Annotated in this window: 20 protein-coding genes and 3 tRNA genes; 15 read left to right on the top strand and 8 right to left on the bottom strand. The window is 65.3% G+C overall.

Features of this window, described 5'->3' with window-relative positions:
* Positions 1-222: 222 nt before the first annotated feature.
* Positions 223-299 (bottom strand) — tRNA-Arg (locus tag C8E02_RS01780).
* A gap of 164 nt (positions 300-463) precedes the next feature.
* Here C8E02_RS01780 and C8E02_RS01775 point away from each other — a divergent pair.
* Positions 464-1,201: a c-type cytochrome gene (locus C8E02_RS01775; protein WP_120809416.1), complete on the top strand. Its 738-nt coding sequence runs from the start codon at positions 464-466 to the stop codon at positions 1,199-1,201.
* Between the two features lie 81 nt (positions 1,202-1,282).
* Here C8E02_RS01775 and C8E02_RS01770 read toward each other — a convergent pair whose 3' ends face one another.
* Positions 1,283-3,298 (bottom strand): UvrD-helicase domain-containing protein, encoded by a 2,016-nt coding sequence (locus C8E02_RS01770; protein WP_120809415.1) that lies wholly within the window; start codon positions 3,296-3,298, stop codon positions 1,283-1,285.
* Between the two features lie 176 nt (positions 3,299-3,474).
* Between C8E02_RS01770 and C8E02_RS01765 the strand changes: the two genes are divergently transcribed.
* Complete coding sequence (locus C8E02_RS01765) at positions 3,475-4,302, top strand: symmetrical bis(5'-nucleosyl)-tetraphosphatase (protein WP_120809414.1); 828 nt, start codon at positions 3,475-3,477, stop codon at positions 4,300-4,302.
* An 88-nt stretch (positions 4,303-4,390) separates the two neighbouring features.
* Here the strand turns inward: C8E02_RS01765 and C8E02_RS01760 are convergent, their stop codons facing one another.
* The 3 genes from C8E02_RS01760 to mutM all read right to left on the bottom strand — a co-directional run bounded on the left by C8E02_RS01760 (position 4,391) and on the right by mutM (position 7,592).
* On the bottom strand, positions 4,391-5,716 hold the full coding sequence (locus C8E02_RS01760) for a dicarboxylate/amino acid:cation symporter (protein WP_120809413.1): 1,326 nt from the start codon (positions 5,714-5,716) through the stop codon (positions 4,391-4,393).
* A 237-nt stretch (positions 5,717-5,953) separates the two neighbouring features.
* Positions 5,954-6,742: a lysophospholipid acyltransferase family protein gene (locus C8E02_RS01755; RefSeq protein WP_245961038.1), complete on the bottom strand. Its 789-nt coding sequence runs from the start codon at positions 6,740-6,742 to the stop codon at positions 5,954-5,956.
* Between the two features lie 34 nt (positions 6,743-6,776).
* Positions 6,777-7,592, bottom strand: coding sequence for a bifunctional DNA-formamidopyrimidine glycosylase/DNA-(apurinic or apyrimidinic site) lyase (gene mutM / locus C8E02_RS01750; protein ID WP_120809411.1), 816 nt, complete (start codon positions 7,590-7,592; stop codon positions 6,777-6,779).
* 79 nt (positions 7,593-7,671) lie between these two features.
* On the opposite strand from mutM, the gene C8E02_RS01745 reads away from it, so the two are divergent.
* The 12 genes from C8E02_RS01745 (at position 7,672) to C8E02_RS01690 (ending at position 17,356) form a co-directional block, all read left to right on the top strand.
* Positions 7,672-9,429 (top strand): tetratricopeptide repeat protein, encoded by a 1,758-nt coding sequence (locus C8E02_RS01745; protein ID WP_170152077.1) that lies wholly within the window; start codon positions 7,672-7,674, stop codon positions 9,427-9,429.
* Positions 9,426-10,013 carry a lipoprotein insertase outer membrane protein LolB gene (gene lolB, locus C8E02_RS01740; RefSeq protein WP_211329132.1) on the top strand — a complete coding sequence of 196 codons (588 nt, stop codon included), beginning with the start codon at positions 9,426-9,428 and terminating at the stop codon, positions 10,011-10,013. Before C8E02_RS01745 ends, lolB begins: the two co-directional genes overlap by 4 nt.
* The gene (ispE, locus tag C8E02_RS01735; RefSeq protein WP_120809409.1) at positions 10,010-10,864 is read left to right on the top strand and encodes a 4-(cytidine 5'-diphospho)-2-C-methyl-D-erythritol kinase; all 855 of its coding nucleotides are present in this window, start codon (positions 10,010-10,012) and stop codon (positions 10,862-10,864) included. The genes lolB and ispE overlap by 4 nt, the downstream gene beginning before the upstream one ends.
* A gap of 9 nt (positions 10,865-10,873) precedes the next feature.
* A tRNA-Gln gene (locus tag C8E02_RS01730) sits at positions 10,874-10,950 on the top strand.
* Positions 10,951-10,974: 24 nt separating this feature from the next.
* A tRNA-Gln gene (locus C8E02_RS01725) sits at positions 10,975-11,051 on the top strand.
* 85 nt (positions 11,052-11,136) lie between these two features.
* Positions 11,137-12,120, top strand: a complete 984-nt coding sequence (locus tag C8E02_RS01720) for a ribose-phosphate pyrophosphokinase (RefSeq protein ID WP_120809408.1) — start codon at positions 11,137-11,139, stop codon at positions 12,118-12,120.
* Positions 12,121-12,190: 70 nt separating this feature from the next.
* Positions 12,191-12,478, top strand: coding sequence for a 50S ribosomal protein L25 (rplY, locus tag C8E02_RS01715; RefSeq protein WP_047967957.1), 288 nt, complete (start codon positions 12,191-12,193; stop codon positions 12,476-12,478).
* Between the two features lie 89 nt (positions 12,479-12,567).
* Entirely contained in the window at positions 12,568-13,149 is a 582-nt protein-coding gene (gene pth, locus C8E02_RS01710; RefSeq protein WP_120809407.1) for an aminoacyl-tRNA hydrolase, read from the top strand.
* Positions 13,150-13,271: 122 nt separating this feature from the next.
* Entirely contained in the window at positions 13,272-14,363 is a 1,092-nt protein-coding gene (gene ychF / locus C8E02_RS01705; RefSeq protein WP_120809406.1) for a redox-regulated ATPase YchF, read from the top strand.
* A 307-nt stretch (positions 14,364-14,670) separates the two neighbouring features.
* Positions 14,671-15,450: a transporter substrate-binding domain-containing protein gene (locus C8E02_RS01700; protein WP_120809405.1), complete on the top strand. Its 780-nt coding sequence runs from the start codon at positions 14,671-14,673 to the stop codon at positions 15,448-15,450.
* 84 nt (positions 15,451-15,534) lie between these two features.
* Positions 15,535-16,173, top strand: coding sequence for an amino acid ABC transporter permease (locus C8E02_RS01695; RefSeq protein ID WP_245961037.1), 639 nt, complete (start codon positions 15,535-15,537; stop codon positions 16,171-16,173).
* 16 nt (positions 16,174-16,189) lie between these two features.
* Positions 16,190-17,356 carry a cystathionine gamma-synthase gene (locus C8E02_RS01690; RefSeq protein ID WP_120809404.1) on the top strand — a complete coding sequence of 389 codons (1,167 nt, stop codon included), beginning with the start codon at positions 16,190-16,192 and terminating at the stop codon, positions 17,354-17,356.
* A 218-nt stretch (positions 17,357-17,574) separates the two neighbouring features.
* Here the strand turns inward: C8E02_RS01690 and C8E02_RS01685 are convergent, their stop codons facing one another.
* The 3 genes from C8E02_RS01685 to C8E02_RS01675 form a co-directional block, all read right to left on the bottom strand.
* Positions 17,575-18,054: a GlcG/HbpS family heme-binding protein gene (locus tag C8E02_RS01685; RefSeq protein ID WP_120809403.1), complete on the bottom strand. Its 480-nt coding sequence runs from the start codon at positions 18,052-18,054 to the stop codon at positions 17,575-17,577.
* 198 nt (positions 18,055-18,252) lie between these two features.
* Positions 18,253-18,870 carry a response regulator transcription factor gene (locus C8E02_RS01680; RefSeq protein WP_120809402.1) on the bottom strand — a complete coding sequence of 206 codons (618 nt, stop codon included), beginning with the start codon at positions 18,868-18,870 and terminating at the stop codon, positions 18,253-18,255.
* Entirely contained in the window at positions 18,867-20,297 is a 1,431-nt protein-coding gene (locus C8E02_RS01675) for a sensor histidine kinase (RefSeq protein ID WP_120809401.1), read from the bottom strand. The genes C8E02_RS01680 and C8E02_RS01675 overlap by 4 nt, the downstream gene beginning before the upstream one ends.
* Before the next feature lie 143 nt (positions 20,298-20,440).
* Here C8E02_RS01675 and C8E02_RS01670 point away from each other — a divergent pair, with 143 nt between their 5' ends.
* Positions 20,441-21,196 carry a substrate-binding periplasmic protein gene (locus tag C8E02_RS01670; RefSeq protein ID WP_120809400.1) on the top strand — a complete coding sequence of 252 codons (756 nt, stop codon included), beginning with the start codon at positions 20,441-20,443 and terminating at the stop codon, positions 21,194-21,196.
* The last annotated feature ends 49 nt before the right edge of the window (positions 21,197-21,245 follow it).

Here is a 21,245-nt window from a genome sequence, read left to right as displayed (position 1 = left end):
GACATCTTACGGAGATTTGCCGCGACGAACAGGAATTTGCAGCAGGATGGCATCTGGCGCGCGTGCCGGCGTGTGCATGTGCAACAGTCGCGGCGATTGCCTGCGCACGGAACATGCCCAGGGTATATAAATGCAGCTGACAGCGAGGGGAGACGCAGCGAGGAGGCTGCTTTGACAATCCGCAAAGAACACTGCGGCGGGATGCCGGATAATCCGGCGGATTGGCGCACCCGAGTGGGATCGAACCACTGACCTTCAGCTTCGGAAACTGACACTCTATCCAACTGAGCTACGGGTGCTGCGCAAAAAAGCAGGCGGATCATAGCGCAAAGCGGCGCCCAGCGTCCAGTCGTGACTGCCGGTTTCACGGATTTCCGGAAAGTTCCTGGCGCCTTTGCCTTGTGCGGGGGCTTTCCGTATAATTTCCCCAATTTTTGAATGACATTATTACAGCGAGGCTGGAATGAGTAACGAAACCAAAGCGCCAGGCCAGATCGTCACGATCTTGCTCGGTATCGTCGTACTGGTCGTGGTGGGTATCTGGTTGCTGGCGAAACTGGCCACCAGCGGTTTTGATGTCAATGCGGAAGTGATGAGCAAGGAAGCCGTTGCCGCCCGCCTCAAGCCGATCGGCGAATCCGTGGCCAGCGACGCGCCTCCGGGCATGCGCACCGGCCAGCAGGTTTACAGCGGCATCTGCATTTCCTGTCACGGCGCCGGCCTGGCTGGCGCACCGAAATTCGGTGACGCCGGTGCCTGGGCACCGCGCGTGGCACAGGGCTGGGATACCCTGGTCAAGCACGCACTGGAAGGCTTCAACGCGATGCCGGCCAAGGGCGGCGCGGCCGACCTGTCCGACGACGAGCTGAAACGCGCGGTGGCCTATATGGGTAACGCCGGCGGTGGCCAGTTCACCGAGCCGCCAGTAGGTGGTGCCGAAGGTGCCGCGGCTGCGGATCCGGCGGTGGTGGGCAAGAAGGTGTACGCCAGCGTGTGCATGGCCTGCCATGACAGCGGCGCGGCCGGCGCACCGAAGTTCGGCGACAAGGCCGCCTGGGCGCCACGTCTGGCCAAGGGTCTGGACGGTCTGGTGGCTTCCGCGACCAAGGGCCTCAACGCGATGCCGGCCAAGGGCGGCTACAGCGGCTCCGATGCCGAATTCAAGGCTGCCGTGGAATACCTGACCAACGCCGCCAAGTAAGCTGCTGGCAGTGGTCATGAAAAACGCCGCGCTGTTGCGCGGCGTTTTTCATTGCGGCCAACGTTGGCCGTAAGGCGGCGCTCACTCCTCCGGCTTCTGTACCTTGCTGTCCAGGCTGGCCATCAGGCTGGCGAGCTTGCTCTTGCCTTCGCGCTTGCTGACGATGGGCTCGGCGCCGGGTTTGCCGAAGTGGCGGATGTCGTCGCCGTTGATCTCGCCGATGAAGCGCGACGGCTCGACGAACAGCCACTCGCCGGCGCGGCGGCGCTTCACGCAGTAGGTCAGTGTCAGGCTGCGCTGGGCGCGGGTGATGCCGACGTACATCAGCCGCCGTTCTTCCTCCACCATGCCGTTGTCCACCGATTCGCTGTGCGGCAGGATGCCTTCCTCGCAGCCGATCAGGAACACGTGCGGGTACTCCAGCCCTTTCGACGCGTGCAGGGTGGACATCTTCACCGCGTCGACCTCGCCCTCGTCGCGGCCTTCCAGCATGGTGATCAGCGCGATGGTCTGCGACAGCTCGATCAGGTTCTTGCCGTCGGCGTCGCCCTTCTTCTGCAGCCACGCCACCAGGTCCATCACGTTTTTCCACTTCACTTCCGCGGCGCGCTGGCTGTCCTCGCTGTCGTACAGCCAGGCCTCGAAGCCGATCGCCTTCAGCATCTCCATCACCAGTTCACCGGCCGGCTCGCGCGTGGCGCGGTATTCCAGGTTGACGATGAAGCGGCAGAAGTCCTGCAGTGGTGCCAGCTGTGCGGCACCGACCTGCAGCTGGAAGCCTTCCTCGTGCGCGGCGGCGAACAGGCTGTTGCCGCGCTGGCCGGCCCAGGCACCCAGCCGCTCCAGCGTGGTGGCGCCGACGCCGCGTTTGGGCGTGGTCAGCGCGCGGATGAAGGCCGGATCGTCGTCGGGGTTGGCGATCAGGCGCAGGTAGGACAGCACGTCCTTGATTTCCGGCTTGTCGAAAAAGCTCTGCCCGCCGGCCATCTGGTAGGGGATGCGCTGGTTACGCAGCGCCTGCTCGAAGATGCGTGCCTGGTAGTTGCCGCGATAGAGGATCGCGTAGTCCTTGAACTCGGTGCGGTGCTCGAACTTGTGCGCCAACAGGCGCTGCACCACCACGTCGGCCTCGTGCTCCTCGTCCTTGCACTGCACCACGTGGATCGGTTCGCCAAGGCCCAGTTCGCTCCACAGCTGCTTCTCGAACAGCTTGGGATTGTTGGAGATCACCGAATTGGCGGCACGCAGGATGCGCGCGGTGGAGCGGTAGTTCTGCTCCAGCTTGATCACCTTCAGCCTGGGGAAGTCGTGCTGCAGCAGGCGCAGGTTTTCCATGTTGGCGCCGCGCCAGGCGTAGATCGACTGGTCGTCGTCGCCCACCGCGGTGAACATGCCGCGCGCGCCGGTGAGCAGCTTCACCAGCTGGTACTGGCAGGTGTTGGTGTCCTGGTATTCGTCGATCAGCAGGTAGCGCAGCTTGTGCTGCCACTTCTGCAGCACCTCGGCGTTGCTCAGGAACAGCTCGACCGGGAAACGGATCAGGTCGTCGAAGTCCATCGCCTGGTAGGCGGTGAGCGTGGTCTGGTAGCTGGCGTAGGTCATCGCGCAGATGCGGTCGAACTCGTTGTCGGCCTGCACGATGGCGGCGTCGGGGCCGAGCAGTTCGTTCTTCCACAGCGAGATGCGGCTTTGCACCTTGCGCACCTCGTCCTTGTGCGTGGTCTTTAGCACGTCGGAGATGATCTTGGCGGCGTCGTAGCTGTCGAGGATGGAGAACTGCGGCTTGTAGCCGAGGTGCGGCGCCTCCTGGCGCAGCAATTGCATGCCCAGCGAGTGGAAGGTCGACACGGTGATGCCCTTCAGCTCGCGGCTGTTCATCAGCTTGCCGACGCGCTCCAGCATCTCGCGCGCCGCCTTGTTGGTGAAGGTGATGGCGGCGATGTTGCGCGCGTCGTAATTGCCCTCGCGGATCAGGTACTCGATCTTCTGGGTGATCACCCGCGTCTTGCCGGAGCCGGCGCCGGCCAGCACCAAGAGCGGGCCGTCCAGCGACATGATGGCGGCGCGTTGCGGCGGATTCAGTTGCAGCAGGGACATGAGGTGTCGTCAATCTTTCATGGACAACGCGCATTGTAGAGCCAGCGGCACGATACGGCCATGCGCTTTCCTTTATCATTGGCGGCCGGCGCGCTGCCGTGGCAATCGCGGCGGGCGCGACGTTGCGGCACGGCTCAGGCCAAGGTTGGCCGCATTCATCAACAGGACAACAACACATGGCCACCTACGCGATTGGCGATTTGCAGGGCTGCTTCACGCCCTTTATGGCGCTGCTGCGCCAGATTGAATTCAACCCCGGCCGCGACACGCTGTGGCTGACCGGAGACCTGGTCAACCGCGGCCCGGAATCGCTGGCGGTGCTGCGCTGGGTGTTCGAGCACCAGGACTGCACGCAGATGGTGCTCGGCAACCACGACCTGCACCTGCTGGCGGTGGCCGAGGGCTACGGCAAGATCCACAGCGACGACACCATTAACGACGTGCTGGACGCCGCCGACAGCAAGTTGCTACTGGACTGGCTGCGCTGCCAGCCGCTGATGATCTACGAACAGGGCTACGCGATGGTGCACGCCGGCCTGCTGCCGGAGTGGAGCATCAACAAGGCGCTGCGGCTGGCGGAGGAGGTGGAGGACGAGCTGTCGGGCAAGGACTACCGCAAGCTGTTCGCCAAGCTGTACGGCAACAAGCCGGCGCGCTGGCACGGCGAGCTGAAGGGCATGGACCGCTGGCGGCTGATCATCAACGCGATGACGCGGATGCGCTTCATCAACAGCGACGGCGAGCTGGATCTGTCCTACAAGGGCGAGCTGGACGGCGCGCCGGCGCAGCTGCGGCCGTGGTTCGCGGTGGACGGGCGGCGCAGCATGGACACGCCGATCATCTGCGGCCACTGGTCGGCGCTGGGGCTGATGCTGACCGAGGACGTGCTGGCCATCGACAGTGGCTGCCTGTGGGGTGGCAGCCTGACCGCGGTGCGGCTGGAAGACCGCGCCCAGTTCTCGCTACCGTGCCCGCCGTATCGCAAGATTGGCAAGAGCAAGTAAAGGTTGGCCGCAAGGGTTGCGGCCAACCTTGGCAATGAAAAAGCCCCTGTCTCGCGACAGGGGCTTTTTGTTTGGCTGCAGGCCGGGATCAGCTCAGTTCTTGCGATACTTCGCGGATCAGGTGCGGCGCTTGTACCGGTGCACCGTGGTTGATCGGTGTCGGGTTGGCGAGCTCGCGCTGCATCTGAGCCACGTCCAGCGAGTCTTCCCACTTGGCGACCACCACGGTGGCCACCGCGTTGCCGATCAGGTTGGTGATGGCACGGGCTTCGGACATGAAGCGGTCGATACCGAGGATCAGCGCCAGGCCGGCGACCGGGATTTCCGGTACCACGGCCAAGGTGGCGGCGAGGGTGATGAAGCCGGAGCCGGTGACACCGGCGGCGCCCTTGGAGGTCAGCAGCAGCACGCCGAGGATGGTCAGCTCTTGCGTCAGGGTCAGGTCGATATTGCACGCCTGGGCAATGAAGATCGCCGCCATGGTCAGGTAGATCGAGGTGCCGTCGAGGTTGAAGGAGTAACCGGTCGGTACCACCAGACCGACGACCGGCTTGGCGCAGCCCAGCTGCTCCAGCTTGGTCATCAGGCGCGGCAGCGCGGATTCGGACGACGAGGTGCCCAGCACGATCAGCAGCTCTTCCTTGATGTACTTGATCAGCTTCCACACGCTGAAACCGTAGAAGCGGGCGATGCTGCCCAGTACCAGACCGACGAACAGCACGCAGGTCAGGTAGAAGGTGCCCATCAGCGATGCCAGCTGCACCAGGCTGCCGACGCCGTATTTGCCGATGGTGAATGCCATCGCGCCAAAGGCACCGATCGGGGCCAGCTTCATGATGAAGCCGATCATCGCGAACAGCACGTGCGACACTTTTTCAAAGAAGCCCAGTACCGGTTTGCCCTGCTCGCCCATCAGCGACAGGCCGGCGCCGAACAGCACCGAGAACAGCAGCACCTGCAGGATCTCGCCTTCGGCAAAGGCGCCGATCGCGCTTTGCGGAATCACGTGAAGGATGAAGTCCACCGTGCTCTGGCCGGCGGCTTTTTCGGTGTACTTGGCGATGGCACCGGCGTCCAGCGTGCTCGGGTCCACGTTCATGCCGGCACCCGGCTGCACGTAGTTCACCACCAGCAGGCCGATGGCCAGCGCCAGCGTGGTCACCACTTCAAAGTACAGCAAGGCCTTGCCGCCGACGCGGCCAACCTTTTTCATGTCTTCCATGCCGGCAATGCCGACCACGATGGTGCAGAAGATGATCGGCGCGATCATCATCTTCACCAGCTTGATGAAGCCGTCACCCAGTGGCTTCAGCTTGGCGCCGAATTCCGGCATCAGGTGTCCGAGGGTGACCCCCAGTACGATGGCGACAATGACCTGGAAATACAGGCTCTTGTAGAACGGTTTTTTCTGCATGGTGCACTCTCCTGTGTCTGGCGCCGTGATGGTCGCCCACGCTGTGTTGGCGTCTTGGCGAGGATCATGCGGCAGGCGGGCAGGGCGCCAACATTGGGTATTTCCCCATCGCGGAAAACCCTATTGGGGAATCTCCGTATTGGCTTTTTCCGGCTAGCAGGCTGGCATTATTGCGGTGCAGCATCGGTGATGCCCCATGCCGGCGGCGTGCGGGCCGGCCGGGGCTGGCCTAGATGGCTATTCGGCGGCGGCGACGGGCTCGGCCGGCAGCTGCAGTGCGTCGCGGATGGCGTCGCGCGCGGTTTCCGACAGCTGGAAGCGGCTGGCCAGCGCAGTGTCGTAGGGCGGGATGGCGGCGGTGTAGCTCAGCTCCACCACCATGGCGCGGCTGGCCAGGATCAGGCACAGGCTCTGCCAGAAGCTGGTGTCGCCGGCGTAGGCGGCGGCGGCGCAGTAGTGGCCGCCGGGGGTCAGGTAGCGGATCGCCACCGGCTGCACCGTGGCGTGCGCCAGGCGCGAGGCCTCGAACAGCGAGGCCTTGAACGGCAGCAGGCTGCGGCCGTCGGAGGTGGTGGCTTCCGGGAATACCGCCATGCAGCCGCCGTCCTGCAAGGCCTTGGCCAGCTGCTCGTTGACGCGGCTGGCGTCGCGGCGGTTGTTGCGGTCGATGAACAGGGTGCCGGCGTTCTTGATCAGGAAACCGGCCAGCGGCCAGTCGCGCAGCTCCTTCTTGGCCACGAAGCGCGACACGGTGACGCTGTTGAGCGCGAAGATGTCCAGCCACGAGATGTGGTTGGCGACCACCAGCGTGTTGGCCGGGTAGACCGCCGGCGGCGTGCCGTGGACGCGCACCTTGATCGCCAGGATGTGCAGCAGGTGCCGCGACCAGCGCTGGGTGATCACCGCGCGGGCCGGTTGCGACAGGTGCGGGTAGCGGGTGGCGATCACCAGCAGACCGCGCAGCAAGTGCATGCCGAGGCGGCCGAGGCGGAGCAGGCGGGTAGGCCAGGAGGTGGGACGATGCACGATAGGCTTTATCAGTCAGGCGACGCGGCGCAATTTAACACGGCTGGCAATGCGGGCAAAAGCAGGAGCTGCGCTGCCCCTGGCGCAGCTCGCGGATCAGGCTGCCGCAGACGTGGCAGGGCAGGTCGCGGCGGCCGTAGACCATATAGCTTTGCTGGAAGTAGCCCGGTTTACCCTTGGCGTCGACAAAGTCGCGCAGCGTGCTGCCGCCGGCGTCGATGGCGCGCGCCAGCACCGTCTTGATCTCGGCGGCCAGCCGCGCACACTCTTCACCGCTGAGGCCGTTGGCGGCGCGGGCCGGGTGGATGCCGGCGTGGAACAGCGCTTCGTTGGCGTAGATGTTGCCAACGCCGACCACCACGTGGTTGTCCATGATCGCCAGTTTGATGGCGCTGCCGCGGCGTCGGATCGCCTGCTGCAACACCGCGCCGTCGAAGGCGTACGACAGTGGCTCCGGCCCCAGCTGCACCAGTAGCGGGTGCGCCTCGACCGGGCCCTGCTGCCACAGGATGGCGCCAAAACGGCGCGGATCGCGATAACGCAGAACCGTTTGCCCCAGATCGATGTCTACATGGTCATGTTTTTCCGGCGGCGTGCCCGGCGCCACGAAGCGCAGGCTGCCGGACATGCCCAGGTGCAGGATCAGCGTGCCGTGTTCGAAGTCGACCAGCAGGTACTTGGCGCGGCGGCTGATGCCGCGCACGCGGCGACCGGCAAGGTTGGCCGCCAGATCCGGCGGCACCGGCCAACGCAGGCGCGCCTCGCGCACGGTCACGCCACGGATGGTGGCGTGCAGCAGCAGGGGCGCGATGCCGCGACAGGTGGTTTCGACTTCTGGCAATTCCGGCATTGCAGTTTTCCTTGCCGTGAGCATGATTAAATGAATGGGCGTGGTATTCTACCCGTCTGAACCGATGTTTAGGCCAAGCATGAACGCACTACTCCGTATCGCCGCAGCACTTGCTCCCCTTGCCCTGGTCGCCTGCGCCAGTGTCCCGCCCGCTCCCCCCGCGTCGTCCGTCAGCGCGGAAGCGGTGGTCGAGGATCTCGCCGACGAGGCGGTCGAGGAGGAAACGGTCGACAACCCGCGCATTCCCAAGCTGGAGCTGAGCGAGGAGTGGCTGTACGGCCTGCTGGCCGGCGAGATCGTGGTGCAGCGCGGCGGCGCCGGTGTCGCCGCGGAAACCTATCTGCAACTGGCGCGCGAAACCCGCGACCCGCGCGTGGCGCAGCGCGCCTCCGAATTCGCGATGTTCTCCGGCAACGTGCGCCAGGCCTCCGAGGCGCTGGCCTTGTGGATCGAGCTGGACCCGGATGCCGATTCGGCACGCGAACAGCTGCTGATCGCGCTGCTGCGTGCCGGCAAGCTGGCGGAAAGCCAGCCGCTGGTGGAAGGCATGCTGGCGCGACAACCGGCGCGTGCCGGTGCCATTTTCGTGCAGTTGGCGCGGCTGCTGGCACGGCAGCCGGACCGGGTCGCCGCGGCGAAACTGGTCAGCGATCTCGCCGAACGCTATCCGGAGCTGCCGGAAGCGCGCTTTGCCCATCTGGCGGTGGCCGCCGAGGCCGGCGAGCAGGCCGAGGTCGACAAGGAGTTCGCCCGTCTCGCCAAGATTGCCCCGACGTGGGATCTGCCGCTGCTGTGGCAGGTCGACCGCCTGCGCCGCCACTCGGTGCCTGGCGCCATCGACTTCCTGCAGGCGCAGCTGCAACTGCGTCCTGCCGCCAGCCTGGAGCTGAACCTGACCATGGTACGGTTGCTGGCCAGCGAGAAGCGCTACACCGACGCCCAGCGCCACGCCGAAAAGGCGCTGCAGCAATACCCAAAACAAGCGGAACTGCTGAACATGGCCGGCCTGCTGGCGTTCCAGAACGGCAACCTGCCGCTGGCGCGCCGCCAGCTGGAGGCCTCGCTGCAGGCCGGTTACGCCGATGCCGACACCCTGCGCTACACGCTGGGCCAGCTGGCGGACGAACAGAAACAACCGCAACAGGCGCGCCACTGGTATCAGCAGGTGGGGCAGGGCGAGAACTACCTGCCGGCACGGCTGCGCCTGGCACAGCTGGACGCGGCGGACGGCAACTGGCAGCAGGCGATCAACGACCTGCAGCCACTGGGCAACGACGGCAACCAGCTGGTGCGGGTGGTCACGCTGCAGGCGCAGATCGCCAAGAATGCCGGCGACCGCGCGCAGGCGATGACGCTGCTGAACCAGGGCCTGCAACGCCAACCGCGTGCCACCGAACTGCTGTACGACCGCGCGCTGCTGTCGGAACTGGACGGGCAGTTCCCGCTGGCGGAAAAAGACCTGCTGCAGGTGCTGGAGCTGGTGCCGGACCATGTGCACGCGCTGAATGCGCTGGGCTATGCGCTCAGCAACCACACCACCCGCTACCGCGAGGCACTGGCCTACGTGGAGAAGGCGCACCAGGCGGCACCGGACGATCCGATGATCCTCGACAGCCTGGGCTGGGTGTACTACAAGCTCGGCAAACTGGAGCAGGCGCTGCAATACCTGCAGGCGTCCTACGCCAGCATGCCGGACGCCGAAGTGGCCGCCCATCTGGGCGAGGTACTGTGGCAGTCCGGGCGCCTCGACGAGGCGCGCAAGCTGTGGGCCGAGGCGCGCAAGAAGGAGCCGGATCACCCGGTGCTGCGTGAAACCCTGCAACGCCTGCAGCCATGATCGCGCGCTGGCTGTTACTGCTGCTGCCGTTGTGGCTGCTCGCTGGCTGTGCCTCGTTTCAGGAGGTGCCGTCCACTGCGGCGCCGCTGCAGCCGCAGGTGCAGGACCAGCCTTTCGACGTCGCCGGCCGGCTGGCGGTGAATCTGGACGGCAAGGGCCACGTCGCCGGCTTTGACTGGCAGCACACCGTGGACGACGACCAGCTGGCGATCAAGACGCCGGTGGGCAATACCGTGGCCAGCCTGCACCGCGACAGTCATGGCGTCACCCTGCTGGCCGATGGCCAGCAGCAGTTCGCCAGCGATGTCGAGACGCTGACCGAGCGCCAGTTGGGCTGGCCGCTGCCGCTGGCCAATCTGGTGTGGTGGGTGCGCGGCCACCCGGCGCCGCAGTTTCCCTACACCACCACCCCGGAAGGCCACCTGCAGCAGCAGGGCTGGCTGATCCGCATCCACCGCGATGCGGCCAACCTTGCCCAGCCGCGCCGCATCGAGCTGGAGCGCGAGGGCCTGACCATCCGTCTGGTGCTGTCCGACTGGCGCCAGTTTGTTCCCTTGCTACCCGTTGCCCCCGCTTTGCCATGACCGATTCCGTTTTTCATGCCTTTCCCGCTCCGGCCAAACTCAACCTTAACCTGCTGATCACCGGCAAGCGTGACGATGGCTATCACCTGCTGGACAGCGATTTCCGCTTTATCGACCTGTGCGACAGCATCGACATCGCGCTGCGCGACGACGGCGACATCGTGCTGCTGAACCCGATCCCCGGTGTGCCGCCAGACAGCGATCTGACCGTGCGTGCGGCGCGGCTGTTGCAGCAGGCCAGCGGCAGCACGTTGGGCGCCAGCCTGCGCCTGCACAAGCGCATTCCGATGGGCGGTGGCCTCGGCGGTGGCTCTTCCGATGCGGCGACGGTGCTGCTGGCACTCAACCGCCTGTGGGGCTGCGGCCTGTCGCGCGCGGCGCTGATGCAGCTGGGTGTACAGCTGGGGGCCGACGTGCCGGTGTTCATCTTCGGGCGCAATGCGCGCGCCACCGGCATCGGTGAGCAGCTGAGCGAGATCAGCCTGCCGGCGGCCTGGTATGTGGTGTTGCACCCAACAGTGCATGTGCCGACGGCGACGGTTTTCAAGGAATTTTCACGTCAGGTGTTGACAGGGCAGGCCAGTTTCTCCACAATGCGAACCCTAGCAACGACGCCGCAAAAACAAAACGATTTGCAAAGCGTTGTTTGCCAAATGTATCCAGCGGTAAATGAAGCCTTGAGCGCATTAAGAGAATGTGGCTCGCCGTTGATGACCGGTTCCGGAGCCTGTGTATTTCTGGAATGCGGTAACGAAGATCAAGCAAAAACAGTATATCAGTCCTTGTCGTCACGATTCAGCGGCTTTGTTGCCAAGGGGTTGGCAGCGCATCCGATGTTTGACGGGGAATAGCAGTGCTACTGGGGAGTCGCCAAGTTGGTTAAGGCACCGGATTTTGATTCCGGCATGCGAAGGTTCGAATCCTTCCTCCTCAGCCAAACCCTGCACAATTTAAAGAATACTGGGGAGTCGCCAAGTTGGTTAAGGCACCGGATTTTGATTCCGGCATGCGAAGGTTCGAATCCTTCCTCCTCAGCCAGGCTTACGAGAGTAAACTAAGAAAAAAAGCGTGTAAGGCTCCTTACACGCTTTTTCTTTATCTACCGATTTAAGGCAATTCTTTTATGGCTGCATACGATAGTTTGATGGTCTTCACCGGGACGGCAAATCCGGAACTGGCGCAAAACGTGGTCAAGCACCTCGACATTTCGCTGGGACGTGCCGATGTCGGCAAATTCAGCGATGGCGAAGTCGCCGTTGAGCTGCTGGAAAACGTGCGCGGTCGCGACGTGTTCATCCTGCAGTCGACCTGTGCGCCGACCAACGACAACCTGATGGAGATCCTGACCATGGCCGACGCGCTGAAACGCGCCTCCGCCGGTCGTATCACCGCCGCGATTCCGTACTTCGGTTACGCCCGCCAGGATCGTCGTCCGCGCTCTGCCCGGGTGCCGATTACCGCCAAACTGGTGGCCAACATGCTGACCAGCGCCGGTATCGACCGCGTGCTGACCGTTGACCTGCACGCCGACCAGATCCAGGGCTTCTTCGACATGCCGGTGGACAACGTCTACGCCACCCCGGTGCTGCTGAAAGACATTCGCTCGCAGCGCATCGAAGACCTGATCGTGGTCAGCCCGGACGTCGGTGGCGTGGTCCGTGCCCGTGCCGTGGCCAAGGCGCTGAATACCGATCTGGCCATCATCGACAAGCGTCGTCCGAAAGCCAACGTGGCCGAAGTGATGAACATCATCGGTGATGTGCAGGGTCGTACCTGCCTGATCATCGACGACATGATCGACACCGCCAATACGCTGTGCAAGGCCGCTTCCGCGCTGAAAGAGCGTGGCGCCGAGCGCGTACTGGCTTACGCAACCCACGCCATCTTCTCCGGACAGGCCGTGGATCGCATCAACAATTCGGACATCGACCAAGTCGTGATCACCGATACTATTCCGCTGTCGGCGCAAGCCAAGCAGAGCACCCGCATCCGCGTGGTATCGATTGGTGGCCTGATCGCAGAAACCCTGCGTCGCATCAACAACGAAGAATCGGTGTCCTACCTCTTCAATGAGGATCTGGTTTCGTCGGGCGCCTGCCTGCCGTAAACGTTCAGCCCACTGGTCGCGGTGGGCTGGAGATTTAAATCAAGCTGCAAAGCTAACTGGAGTTATTCAAATGGCAATCGAAGTTATCGCTACCAAGCGCGTTCTGGAAGGTACTGGTGCGAGCCGCCGCCTGCGTCGCGCTGGTCAAACCCCTGCTGTTGTTTACGGCGCAGGTAAAGAAGCCGTGTCCATCACCCTGGACCACAACACCATGTACTACGCGCTGAAAACCGAAGCCTTCCACAACGAAGTGCTGGAACTGGTGATCGACGGTCAGAAAGAGCAAGTTAAAGTTGCTGCTTTCCAGAACCACCCGTTCAAGCAACTGGTGCTGCACATCGACTTCGCTCGCGTGTAATGCTTAAGCGCCTCACCGTTTGACGGTGCGGTACGAGGCCCGCTGCTGATACTCTCTGCAGCGGGTTTTTCATTGTTGGGGTCAAGAGAATGTCGGCAATCCGTCTGGTGGTGGGACTGGGAAATCCCGGGCCGGAATACGAAAGAACGCGCCATAACGCAGGCTTCTGGCTGGTGGACGAACTGGCCTGGCAGCACAAGACGCCGCTGCGTGGCGAGGGCAAGTATTTCGGCGAGGTATCGCGCGCCACGTTGGCCACAGGCGATCTGTGGCTGCTCAAGCCGATGACCTACATGAACCTGTCCGGCCAGGCGGTGGGCGCGCTGGCGCGTTTCTACAAGATCGCGCCGGAAGAAATCCTGGTGGTGCACGACGAGCTGGACCTGCCGCCGGGCGCGGCACGGCTGAAGCAGGGTGGTGGCCACGGCGGCCACAACGGGCTGAAGGACATCATCGCCAAGCTGGGCTCGCCCAACTTCTGGCGTCTGCGCCTGGGCATCGGCCATCCCGGCGACCGTAACGAGGTCGCCAACTTCGTGCTGAAGAAGGCGCGCGCCGAAGAGCAGCAGGCGATCGACGAGGCCATCACCAAGGCGCTGCAGGTGATGCCGGACGTGCTGGCCGGCAACAGCGCGGCGGCGATGAAAACGCTGCACACCGCCGCCAAGTAAACGTTGGCCGCAGGCTGTGGCCAACACCCGAGTGCACAAAAAATGATCGGCCAGGTGGTACAATGCCACCGGTCAATGCCTGCGGCGCCAAGCGCGCAGGCCGGAAAATTCGAGGAATTCCCATGAGTCTGAAATGCGGTATTGTCGGTCTGCCCAACGTCGGCAAGTCCACCCTGTTCAATGCACTGACCAAGGCCGGTATCGAAGCGGCCAACTATCCGTTCTGCACCATCGAGCCGAACGTCGGCATCGTGGAAGTACCGGATCCGCGCCTGGACGAGCTGTGCAAGATCGTCAACCCGCAGAAGACCCAGCCGGCCATCGTCGAATTCGTCGACATCGCCGGTCTGGTGGCTGGCGCCTCCAAGGGCGAGGGCCTCGGCAACAAGTTCCTGGCCAACATCCGTGAGACCGACGCCATCGTCAACGTGGTGCGCTGCTTCGACGACGACAACGTGGTGCACGTTGCCGGTCGTGTCGATCCGATCGCCGACCTGGAAACCATCGGCACCGAACTGGCGCTGGCCGACATGTCGGCGGTGGAAAAGGCGATCATCCGCGACGGCAAGAAGGCCCGCGCCGGCGACAAGGACGCGCAGAAGCTGGTGGCGCTGCTGGAAAAACTGATGCCGCACCTGAACGAAGGCAAGCCGGTACGCAGCATGAAGCTGGATGCCGACGAGCAGGCGCTGCTCAAGCCGCTGTGCCTGCTGACCATCAAGCCGGCGATGTATGTCGCCAACGTGGCGGAAGACGGCTTTGACAACAACCCGCACCTGGACAAGCTGAAGGCGCTGGCCGAGGCCGAAGGCGCGCCGGTAGTGGCACTGTGCGCCGCCATCGAGAGCGAAATCGCCGACCTCGACGACGCCGACAAGGTGGAATTCCTCGCCGACATGGGCCTGGAAGAGCCGGGTCTCAACCGCCTGATCCGCACCGGCTACAAGCTCTTGGGCCTGCAGACCTACTTCACCGCCGGGGTGAAGGAAGTGCGGGCCTGGACCATCCACGTCGGCGACACCGCGCCGCAGGCGGCCGGCGTGATCCACACCGACTTCGAACGCGGCTTCATCCGCGCGCAGACCATCTCCTACGCCGATTTCGTCGCCTACGGCGGCGAAGCCAAGGCCAAGGAAGCCGGCAAGATGCGCGCCGAAGGCAAGGACTACGTGGTGCAGGACGGCGACGTGCTGAACTTCCTGTTCAACGTCTAAGCCCGTTCCCGGCCGTGCCGGCCGCGACGGCATCAGCAAGCCCGGCGTCGCCGGGCTTTTTCTTTGCCGGCAGGCTGTGGCCTGGCGGGCCGCCTAGCTGGCAACTGGCAATACTTCCGCGCCAGCGCGCGGGATATTGCGTACAATCGCGCTCTGGATTGCCGCTGACTCGGCACCGCTGTTATCCGCTTTTGGTGATTTCCTTATGCGTTTTCATTCGCTGCCAAGGCTGGAGCAAAGCGGTCGGCTTTGTTATAGTTCTTTCTATTTTATTGATTTTGAAATCAATATCAAAAAGGAATAAAAGATGAAAAAAATTCTGCTTACCCTGTCGCTGCTGGGCGTTGCGGCCAACGTTTACGCTGCCGACCTGCTGGACACCGTGCAGCAGCGCGGCACGCTGAAGATCGCGCTGGAAGGCACCTACCCACCGTTCAACTTTAAGGACAAGGACCAGAAGCTGACCGGTTTTGAAGTGGAGCTGGGCGCGGCACTGGCACAGAAGCTGAAGCTGAAGCCGGAATTCATCACCGGCGAGTGGAGCGGCCTCTTGGCCGGCCTGCAGGGCGGCAAGTTCGACGTGGTGCTGAACCAGGTGTCGATCACCGACAAGCGCAAGGAAGTGTTCGACTTCTCGCAACCGTACACCATCTCCAGCGCGCAGCTGATCGTGCGCAAGAACGAGAAGCGCAGCTTCAAGAGCCTGGCCGACCTCGCCGGCAAGAAGATGGGCGTGACCCAGGGCAGCAACTACGCCGAGATGGTGAAGGCGCAGGGCGGTATCGAGTCCAAGTTCTACCCGTCGGCACCGGAAATCTTCCAGGATCTGGCCACCGGCCGCATCGACGCCGGCATCAACGACAGCCTGCTGATCCCGTTCGCGATCAAGGAAGCCAAGCTGCCGCTGAAGGCAGGCGCCGCGGTGGGCAGCGCGACGCAGATGGGCATCCCGTTCGCCAAGGGCAATCCGAAGTTCAAGGTGGCGCTGGACGGCGCGCTGAATGCCTTGCACAAGGACGGCAGCTTCAAGAAAATCTCGGTGAAGTGGTTCGGCATCGACGTATCGAAGGCTCCGGGCGCACGCTGAGCGCTGCGGCCAACCTTGACGCCTCCGCCAGTCGCGGAGGCGTTTGTATTTGAAGGATGAATGATGGAATGGCTTGAGTTGGCAATGACTGCCGTCCCGGTGCTGATGACCGGGGTCGGCTATACCTTGCTGTTCGCGGTCTCGGCGATGGTGCTGGGCCTGACGCTGGGCTTCGCCGTGGCGCTGCTGCGCATCGCGCAGGTGCCGCTGCTGTCGCAGCTGGCGGCGCTGTATGTCAGCCTGATGCGCGGCACGCCGCTGCTGGTGCAGATTTTTGTCATCTACTACGGCCTGCCCAGCGTCGGCATCGAGTTCGAGCCGGTCACCGCCGGCATTCTGGCGCTGACGCTGAACGTGGCCGCCTATCTGTCGGAGAGCCTGCGCGGCGCGATGGCCGGTGTCGAGCGCGGGCAGTGGGACGCGGCACTATCGCTGGGACTGGGCTGGTGGCCGGCGGTGCGCTTCGTCATCGCGCCGCAGGCGGTGCGGCTGGCGGTGCCCAGCCTCGCCAACAGCCTGATCTCGCTGATCAAGGACACCTCGCTGGTATCGGTGATCACCGTCTCCGAGCTGATGATGGTGACCAAGGACCTGATCGCGCAGACTTTCCAGCCGCTGCCGCTGTACCTGATGGCGGCGGCGATCTACTGGGTGTTGAGCGCGCTGTTCGAACAGGTGCAGCAACGGGTGGAGCGCCACTTCGGCCGCGCCCACGCCCGCTGACGCGCCCCATGCGGCCATGAGCGAAACGAGGGATACCATGAAATTTGCCACCAAGGCGATCCACGCCGGTTTTGACTACCACCAGCACAACCGCGCGGTGATGCCACCGATCTACCAGACCTCCGCCTTTGCCCACGACGCGGTGGGCGAGTCGCTGGAATTCGCCTACGCCCGCACCGGCACCCCGACGCGGGCGGCGCTGGAGGCCAACTTCGCGGCGCTGGAAGACGCGGCGCACGGCCTCGCCTTCGCCAGCGGCATGGCGGCGATCGACGCGGTGCTGCGCGCCACGCTCAAGCCCGGTGACGAGGTGATCGCGGTGGCTGACCTGTACGGCGGCGCCTACCGCATCCTCGACAAGGTGCTGGCGGCGCAGGGCATCAAGGTGACCTTTGCCGACCTGTCCGATGCGGCCAACCTTGAGGCCGTCATCAGCAGCAACACCCGGCTTGTGTGGCTGGAGACGCCGACCAACCCGCTGCTGGGCATGGTCGACATCGCCGCGCTGGCGGCGATCGCGCACAGCCACGGGGCGGTGGTGGCGGTGGACAACACCTTCGCCACGCCCTACCTGCAGAACCCGCTGAACCAGGGTGCCGACATCGTGGTGCACTCCGCCACCAAATACCTCGGCGGCCATTCCGACGTGCTGCTGGGGCTGGTGGCGGTCAACGACGCGGCGCTGTTCAAGGCGATCAAGTTCATCCAGAACGCCGCCGGCGCGGTACCGGGGCCGCAGGACTGTTTCCTGACCCTGCGCGGCATCAAGACGCTGGCGCTGCGCATGGAGCGGCACTGCGACAACGCCGAGAAGGTGGCCGCCTTCCTGCAGGGCCATCCGGCCATCGACAAGGTGTTCTTCCCCGGCCTGCCCGAACACCCGGGGCACGAGCTGGCGAAACGCCAGATGCGCCGCTTCGGCGGCATCGTCACCGTCTACCTGAAGGAAGACAGCCGCGCCGCCGCCAGCCGCGTCGCCAGCCGGTTGCAGCTGTTCCTGCTGGCGGAATCGCTGGGCGGGGTGGAGTCGCTGGTCAACCACAGCTACACCATGTCGCACGGCGGCATGCCGCCGGAGCAGAAGGCGGCGCTGGGCATCCGCGAGGGCCAGTTGCGCTTGTCGATCGGCATCGAGGACATTGACGACATCCTCGCCGACCTGGCGCAGGCGCTGGCGGAGTAAGCGCTGCGGCCAACGTTGGCCGCAACGCAGTTGCTTACAAGCCACGCTCCCGGGCGTGGCTTTTTCATGGCCGGCTGGCCGCTGCCTGGCGCTTCGCCGGGCTACGTTTTTGGTGCGGGTATGTCCTGCGGCCAACTCTGGCCGCAACTCAGCCCGGGAAAACAAAAGCCACGCTCTCGGGCGTGGCTTTTTTCATGCTGCGAAACGCGGGCTGGGACTTACTTGAACAGCGCGGCGTTGGCATCGATGGCGGCCAGTGCGCACTGCTCGTCGAGGTGGCCGCCGGGGGCGCCGCCGATGCCGATGGCGCCGATCACCTCGTTACCGGCCTTCAGCGGCACGCCGCCGCCCAGCAGCAGGAAGCCGGGGATGTCGGTGAGGTTGGCCGCACCGGGATTCTTCTGCGCGTTTTCCATCATCGCCTGGGTCGGCGCCTTGGCGGAGGCGGAGGTGAACGCCTTGGCACGGCTGGCCTCGATGGTGTGCGGGCCGGCGTTGTCGGCGCGGGCGAAGGCTTTCAGGTTGCCGGCGCGGTCGACCACGCTGACGCCGACGTTCCAGCCCTTGGCCAGGCACTGCGCCACCGCGTCGCTGGCCAGCTTCTGCGCGTCGGCCAGCGCGATATTGCGTTCGGTCACCGGGGCGGCATGGGCGGCGCTGGCGGCGAGCAGGGTAACGGCGATGAGGGTACGGATCATGATCAAGCTCCTGTGCGGAATGAGTGGGGACGACAGGATCAGCTTAGCTGCTGCGCCGCCGGCGCGATATTCGGTCGATTACGCGGCGGCCTCCGTAGCAGTACGGAGCCGGAGGCTGGTCGCGGCACGAGCGGCGGCGAGGGCAGGGCCGCCCGGCGCGCTTGACGCCGGGGGGGCCGCGCATTGCCGGCGCGGTGCTCAGCGTTGCGGCAGCAGCAGCAGGTAGTGGCGGATCAGCTGCGCCAGGGTGTCGACTTCCAGCTTGGCGAACACGTTGGCGCGGTAGGTTTCCACCGTGCGCGGCGACAGCGCCAGCTCGCGCGCGATCTCCTTGTTGGTCATGCCGTCGGCGATACGCTGCAGCACGTCCAGTTCGCGTCCGGACAGCCGTTGCAGCCGCTGCTGCGCGGCGAGGCTGGCGGCCTGCTTGTCGCGGCGGGCGATGTGCTGGCGCACCGCTTTTTGCACGCTGTCGAGGAACACGTCGTCGTCGACCGGTTTCTGCAGGAATTCCTCGGCGCCGTTCTTGAACGCGCGGCGGCAGAGGTCGACGTTGCCGTGGCCGGTGAGCATGATCACCGGCAGGTCGCTGCCGGCGGCAAGGGTGTCGAGCACGTCCAGCCCGCTGATGCCGGGCATGCGGATGTCCAGCACCACGCAGCCGATGCTGTGGCGGTCGTGCTGCGCCAGGAACTGCTGCGGGCTGGCAAAGCCCTCGGCGCGCAGGCCGACGCTTTTCAGCAGCAGTGCCAGTGCCTCGCGCACTGCGTCGTCGTCGTCGACCAGGTAGATCAGTGGAGAGTGCTGCTGGTTCATGCGTTGTCCTCGTCGGCCAGCGGCAGGCGCAGCGTGAAGCAGGCGCCGCCGGCGGGCAGGTTGGCCGCAGTGAGCTGGCCGTGCAGGCTGTGCGCCAGTGTCTCGCACAGGCTCAGTCCCAGCCCCATGCCGCCGGCTTTGGTGCTGAAAAACGGCTGGAACAGCTGCGGCAGGTCGGTGGCGGCGATGCCGGGGCCGCTGTCGCTGACTTGCAGCCGGTAGCGGCCGGCGTCGCTGTCGGCGCGGATCTCGATGCTGCCGGGCTGGCCGGCCAGCGCGTCGACCGCGTTCTGCAGCAGGTTGTGCACGATCTGCTCCAGCGCCACGCTGTCGGCCAGCGCCCGCCGCCCGCCGCTGGCATCGAGGCAGTGCAGGCGGATGCCCAGCGCCGCCAGCTCGGCCCGGCGCAGGTCCTGCACCGAGGCCAGCAGTGCGGCGCTGTCGACGGCGGCCAGTGGCCGCGGCGCCTGCTGCGTCACCAGCGCACGCAGGCGGGCGATGATGTCGCCAGCGCGCTTGGCCTGCGCCGCGCTGCTGGCCAGCGCCTGGCGCACCGTGTCGCGCTCGTCGTCGTCGTCCAGCAGCCGCTGGCAGGCGCGCAGGTTGGCGAGGATAGCGGTCAGCGGCTGGTTCAGCTCGTGCGCCATGCCGGCGGCCATCTCGCCCAAGGTGCTGAGGCGGCTGACCGCGGCCAACCTTGCCTGTTCCCGCTCGCGCTGCGCCTGTTGCCGCGCCTGGCGGCGGCTGTGCTGCCACGCCAGCAGCAGCGCCAGCGCCGCGCTCGTGGCCAGCCAGCTCAGCCACGGCCACTGCGCGATGCCGTAGCGCTGCTGGCTGTGAAAGGTGAACGGCTGCGCGCTGGTCGGCAGCGGCTTGTCGAGCGCCATCGGCCAGCCCCAGTCCGGCATCGGCTGGTTCAGCAGCACGCTATTGCCGCCGGGCAGGTGCAGCTGCACCCGCTGCAGCGTGGCCGGCCATTCGCTGGCCGCCAGCAGGCGGCGGCTGTCGAGCAGCAGGCTCCAGCCGGACGGCGCCACCAGCCAGTATTGCGCGACCCCGGCGGCCTGGGTCTGGATGCGGTGCTGTTGCCGCGCCCGTGCCAGCGTGGCGGCCAGTGGCGGCGGTGTGCTGCCGCTGCCCAGCCAGCGGCCGTCCTGCCGCAGGCCCAGCGCCAGCAGCTGCGGCATCGCCGGGCGCAGGCCGGCCAGCAGTTCCGCGGCTGGCGGCGGCCGTTGCTGCAGCGCGAGGGTGGCCAGCACCGCCTCGTGCTGCACCATTTTCTGGCTGAGCAGGCGGTGGGCGATGCTGCTGTTCTGCTGGAACAGGCTGCGTTGCTGGCTGAAGCCGGCCAGCAGCAGCACGCCGCCGGCGAGCAGGCTCAGCAGCAGCCAGCTGGCGGGCAGCAGATAGGGGCGCAGGGGTGTCATGCTGCCATTATGGCATTGCCGCTGGTGGCAGTCGTTCCGTAGCGCTACGGAGCCGTGGCGCTTTGCTGGCGGCCGGCTTGTGCCGCGTGCCGCGGTGGGCTACAACGCAGCAAGAGGCTCCCTTGTCCCGTCGCGGAGGGCTTATGCGGCTTGCGAATGCTCTGTTGCTGGCCTGTTGCTGCCTGCAGCCGCTGCTGGCGGGGGCACATGTCATGCTCAAGGTGGTGACCGAAGACGCGCCGCCGTTCAATTTCATCGTCGGCCAGCGCCTGCAGGGGCCGGCGCCGCGCTTTGTCGAGCAGTTGCTGCGTCATGCCGGGCTGCCGTTCCAGCATCATGTCTATCCGTGGGCGCGCAGCATGGCGCTGGCCAGCCACCAGCCCAACGTGCTGATCTATTCGCTGGCGCGCACGCCGGCGCGCGAGGCGCAGTTCCACTGGCTGGGGCGGCTGGGTTCGGAGCGGGTGGCGCTGTATGCGCTGGTCAGCCGTCGCGACCTGCGCGCCAGCACGCTGGCGGAGGCGGGTCGCCTGCGCATCGGCATCAGCAACCAGGATGTGCGCGGCCAGTGGCTGCGCGAGCAGGGTTTTGCCGAGGCCAGCGCCAACCGCCACGCCGGGCTGGATGTCGCCGACAATATGGAAACCAATCTGCGCCGGCTGCAGCTGGGCTGGATCGATGCGGTGCCGATTTCCGCGGACAGCTTGCAGGCCTATTGCCGCCGCGAGCTGCTGGATTGCCGCCAGTTCCGCCAGTTGCTGCCCTTGCCGCTGACCATGGAGTTGTACCTGGCCGCCAGCCTCGGCACACCGCCGGCGACGCTGGCACGGCTGCGCCACAGCTACCAGGCGCTGCTGCGCGACGGCAGCTTCGCCCGCACCTTTCGCGGCTACCAGTGAGCCTGGCGCGCGGCCATGAAAAATGCGGCCAACCTTGTACAAGGTTGGC

Source organism: Vogesella indigofera (assembly GCF_003633895.1).
Lineage (GTDB): Bacteria > Pseudomonadota > Gammaproteobacteria > Burkholderiales > Chromobacteriaceae > Vogesella > Vogesella indigofera.
Note: the sequence above shows the minus strand (reverse complement) of the source record. Positions and strands in the feature narration are given on the sequence as shown.

Excerpts from the sequence above, each read along its gene's own strand:
- C8E02_RS01775 (WP_120809416.1), top strand. The coding sequence starts at position 464 with ATGAGTAACGAAACCAAAGCGCCAGGCCAGATCGTCACGATCTTGCTC.
- C8E02_RS01770 (WP_120809415.1), bottom strand. The coding sequence starts at position 3,298 with ATGTCCCTGCTGCAACTGAATCCGCCGCAACGCGCCGCCATCATGTCG.
- C8E02_RS01765 (WP_120809414.1), top strand. The coding sequence starts at position 3,475 with ATGGCCACCTACGCGATTGGCGATTTGCAGGGCTGCTTCACGCCCTTT.
- C8E02_RS01760 (WP_120809413.1), bottom strand. The coding sequence starts at position 5,716 with ATGCAGAAAAAACCGTTCTACAAGAGCCTGTATTTCCAGGTCATTGTC.
- mutM (WP_120809411.1), bottom strand. The coding sequence starts at position 7,592 with ATGCCGGAATTGCCAGAAGTCGAAACCACCTGTCGCGGCATCGCGCCC.
- C8E02_RS01745 (WP_170152077.1), top strand. The coding sequence starts at position 7,672 with ATGAACGCACTACTCCGTATCGCCGCAGCACTTGCTCCCCTTGCCCTG.
- lolB (WP_211329132.1), top strand. The coding sequence starts at position 9,426 with ATGATCGCGCGCTGGCTGTTACTGCTGCTGCCGTTGTGGCTGCTCGCT.
- ispE (WP_120809409.1), top strand. The coding sequence starts at position 10,010 with ATGACCGATTCCGTTTTTCATGCCTTTCCCGCTCCGGCCAAACTCAAC.
- C8E02_RS01720 (WP_120809408.1), top strand. The coding sequence starts at position 11,137 with ATGGCTGCATACGATAGTTTGATGGTCTTCACCGGGACGGCAAATCCG.
- rplY (WP_047967957.1), top strand. The coding sequence starts at position 12,191 with ATGGCAATCGAAGTTATCGCTACCAAGCGCGTTCTGGAAGGTACTGGT.
- pth (WP_120809407.1), top strand. The coding sequence starts at position 12,568 with ATGTCGGCAATCCGTCTGGTGGTGGGACTGGGAAATCCCGGGCCGGAA.
- ychF (WP_120809406.1), top strand. The coding sequence starts at position 13,272 with ATGAGTCTGAAATGCGGTATTGTCGGTCTGCCCAACGTCGGCAAGTCC.
- C8E02_RS01700 (WP_120809405.1), top strand. The coding sequence starts at position 14,671 with ATGAAAAAAATTCTGCTTACCCTGTCGCTGCTGGGCGTTGCGGCCAAC.
- C8E02_RS01695 (WP_245961037.1), top strand. The coding sequence starts at position 15,535 with ATGACTGCCGTCCCGGTGCTGATGACCGGGGTCGGCTATACCTTGCTG.
- C8E02_RS01690 (WP_120809404.1), top strand. The coding sequence starts at position 16,190 with ATGAGCGAAACGAGGGATACCATGAAATTTGCCACCAAGGCGATCCAC.
- C8E02_RS01685 (WP_120809403.1), bottom strand. The coding sequence starts at position 18,054 with ATGATCCGTACCCTCATCGCCGTTACCCTGCTCGCCGCCAGCGCCGCC.
- C8E02_RS01680 (WP_120809402.1), bottom strand. The coding sequence starts at position 18,870 with ATGAACCAGCAGCACTCTCCACTGATCTACCTGGTCGACGACGACGAC.
- C8E02_RS01675 (WP_120809401.1), bottom strand. The coding sequence starts at position 20,297 with ATGACACCCCTGCGCCCCTATCTGCTGCCCGCCAGCTGGCTGCTGCTG.
- C8E02_RS01670 (WP_120809400.1), top strand. The coding sequence starts at position 20,441 with ATGCGGCTTGCGAATGCTCTGTTGCTGGCCTGTTGCTGCCTGCAGCCG.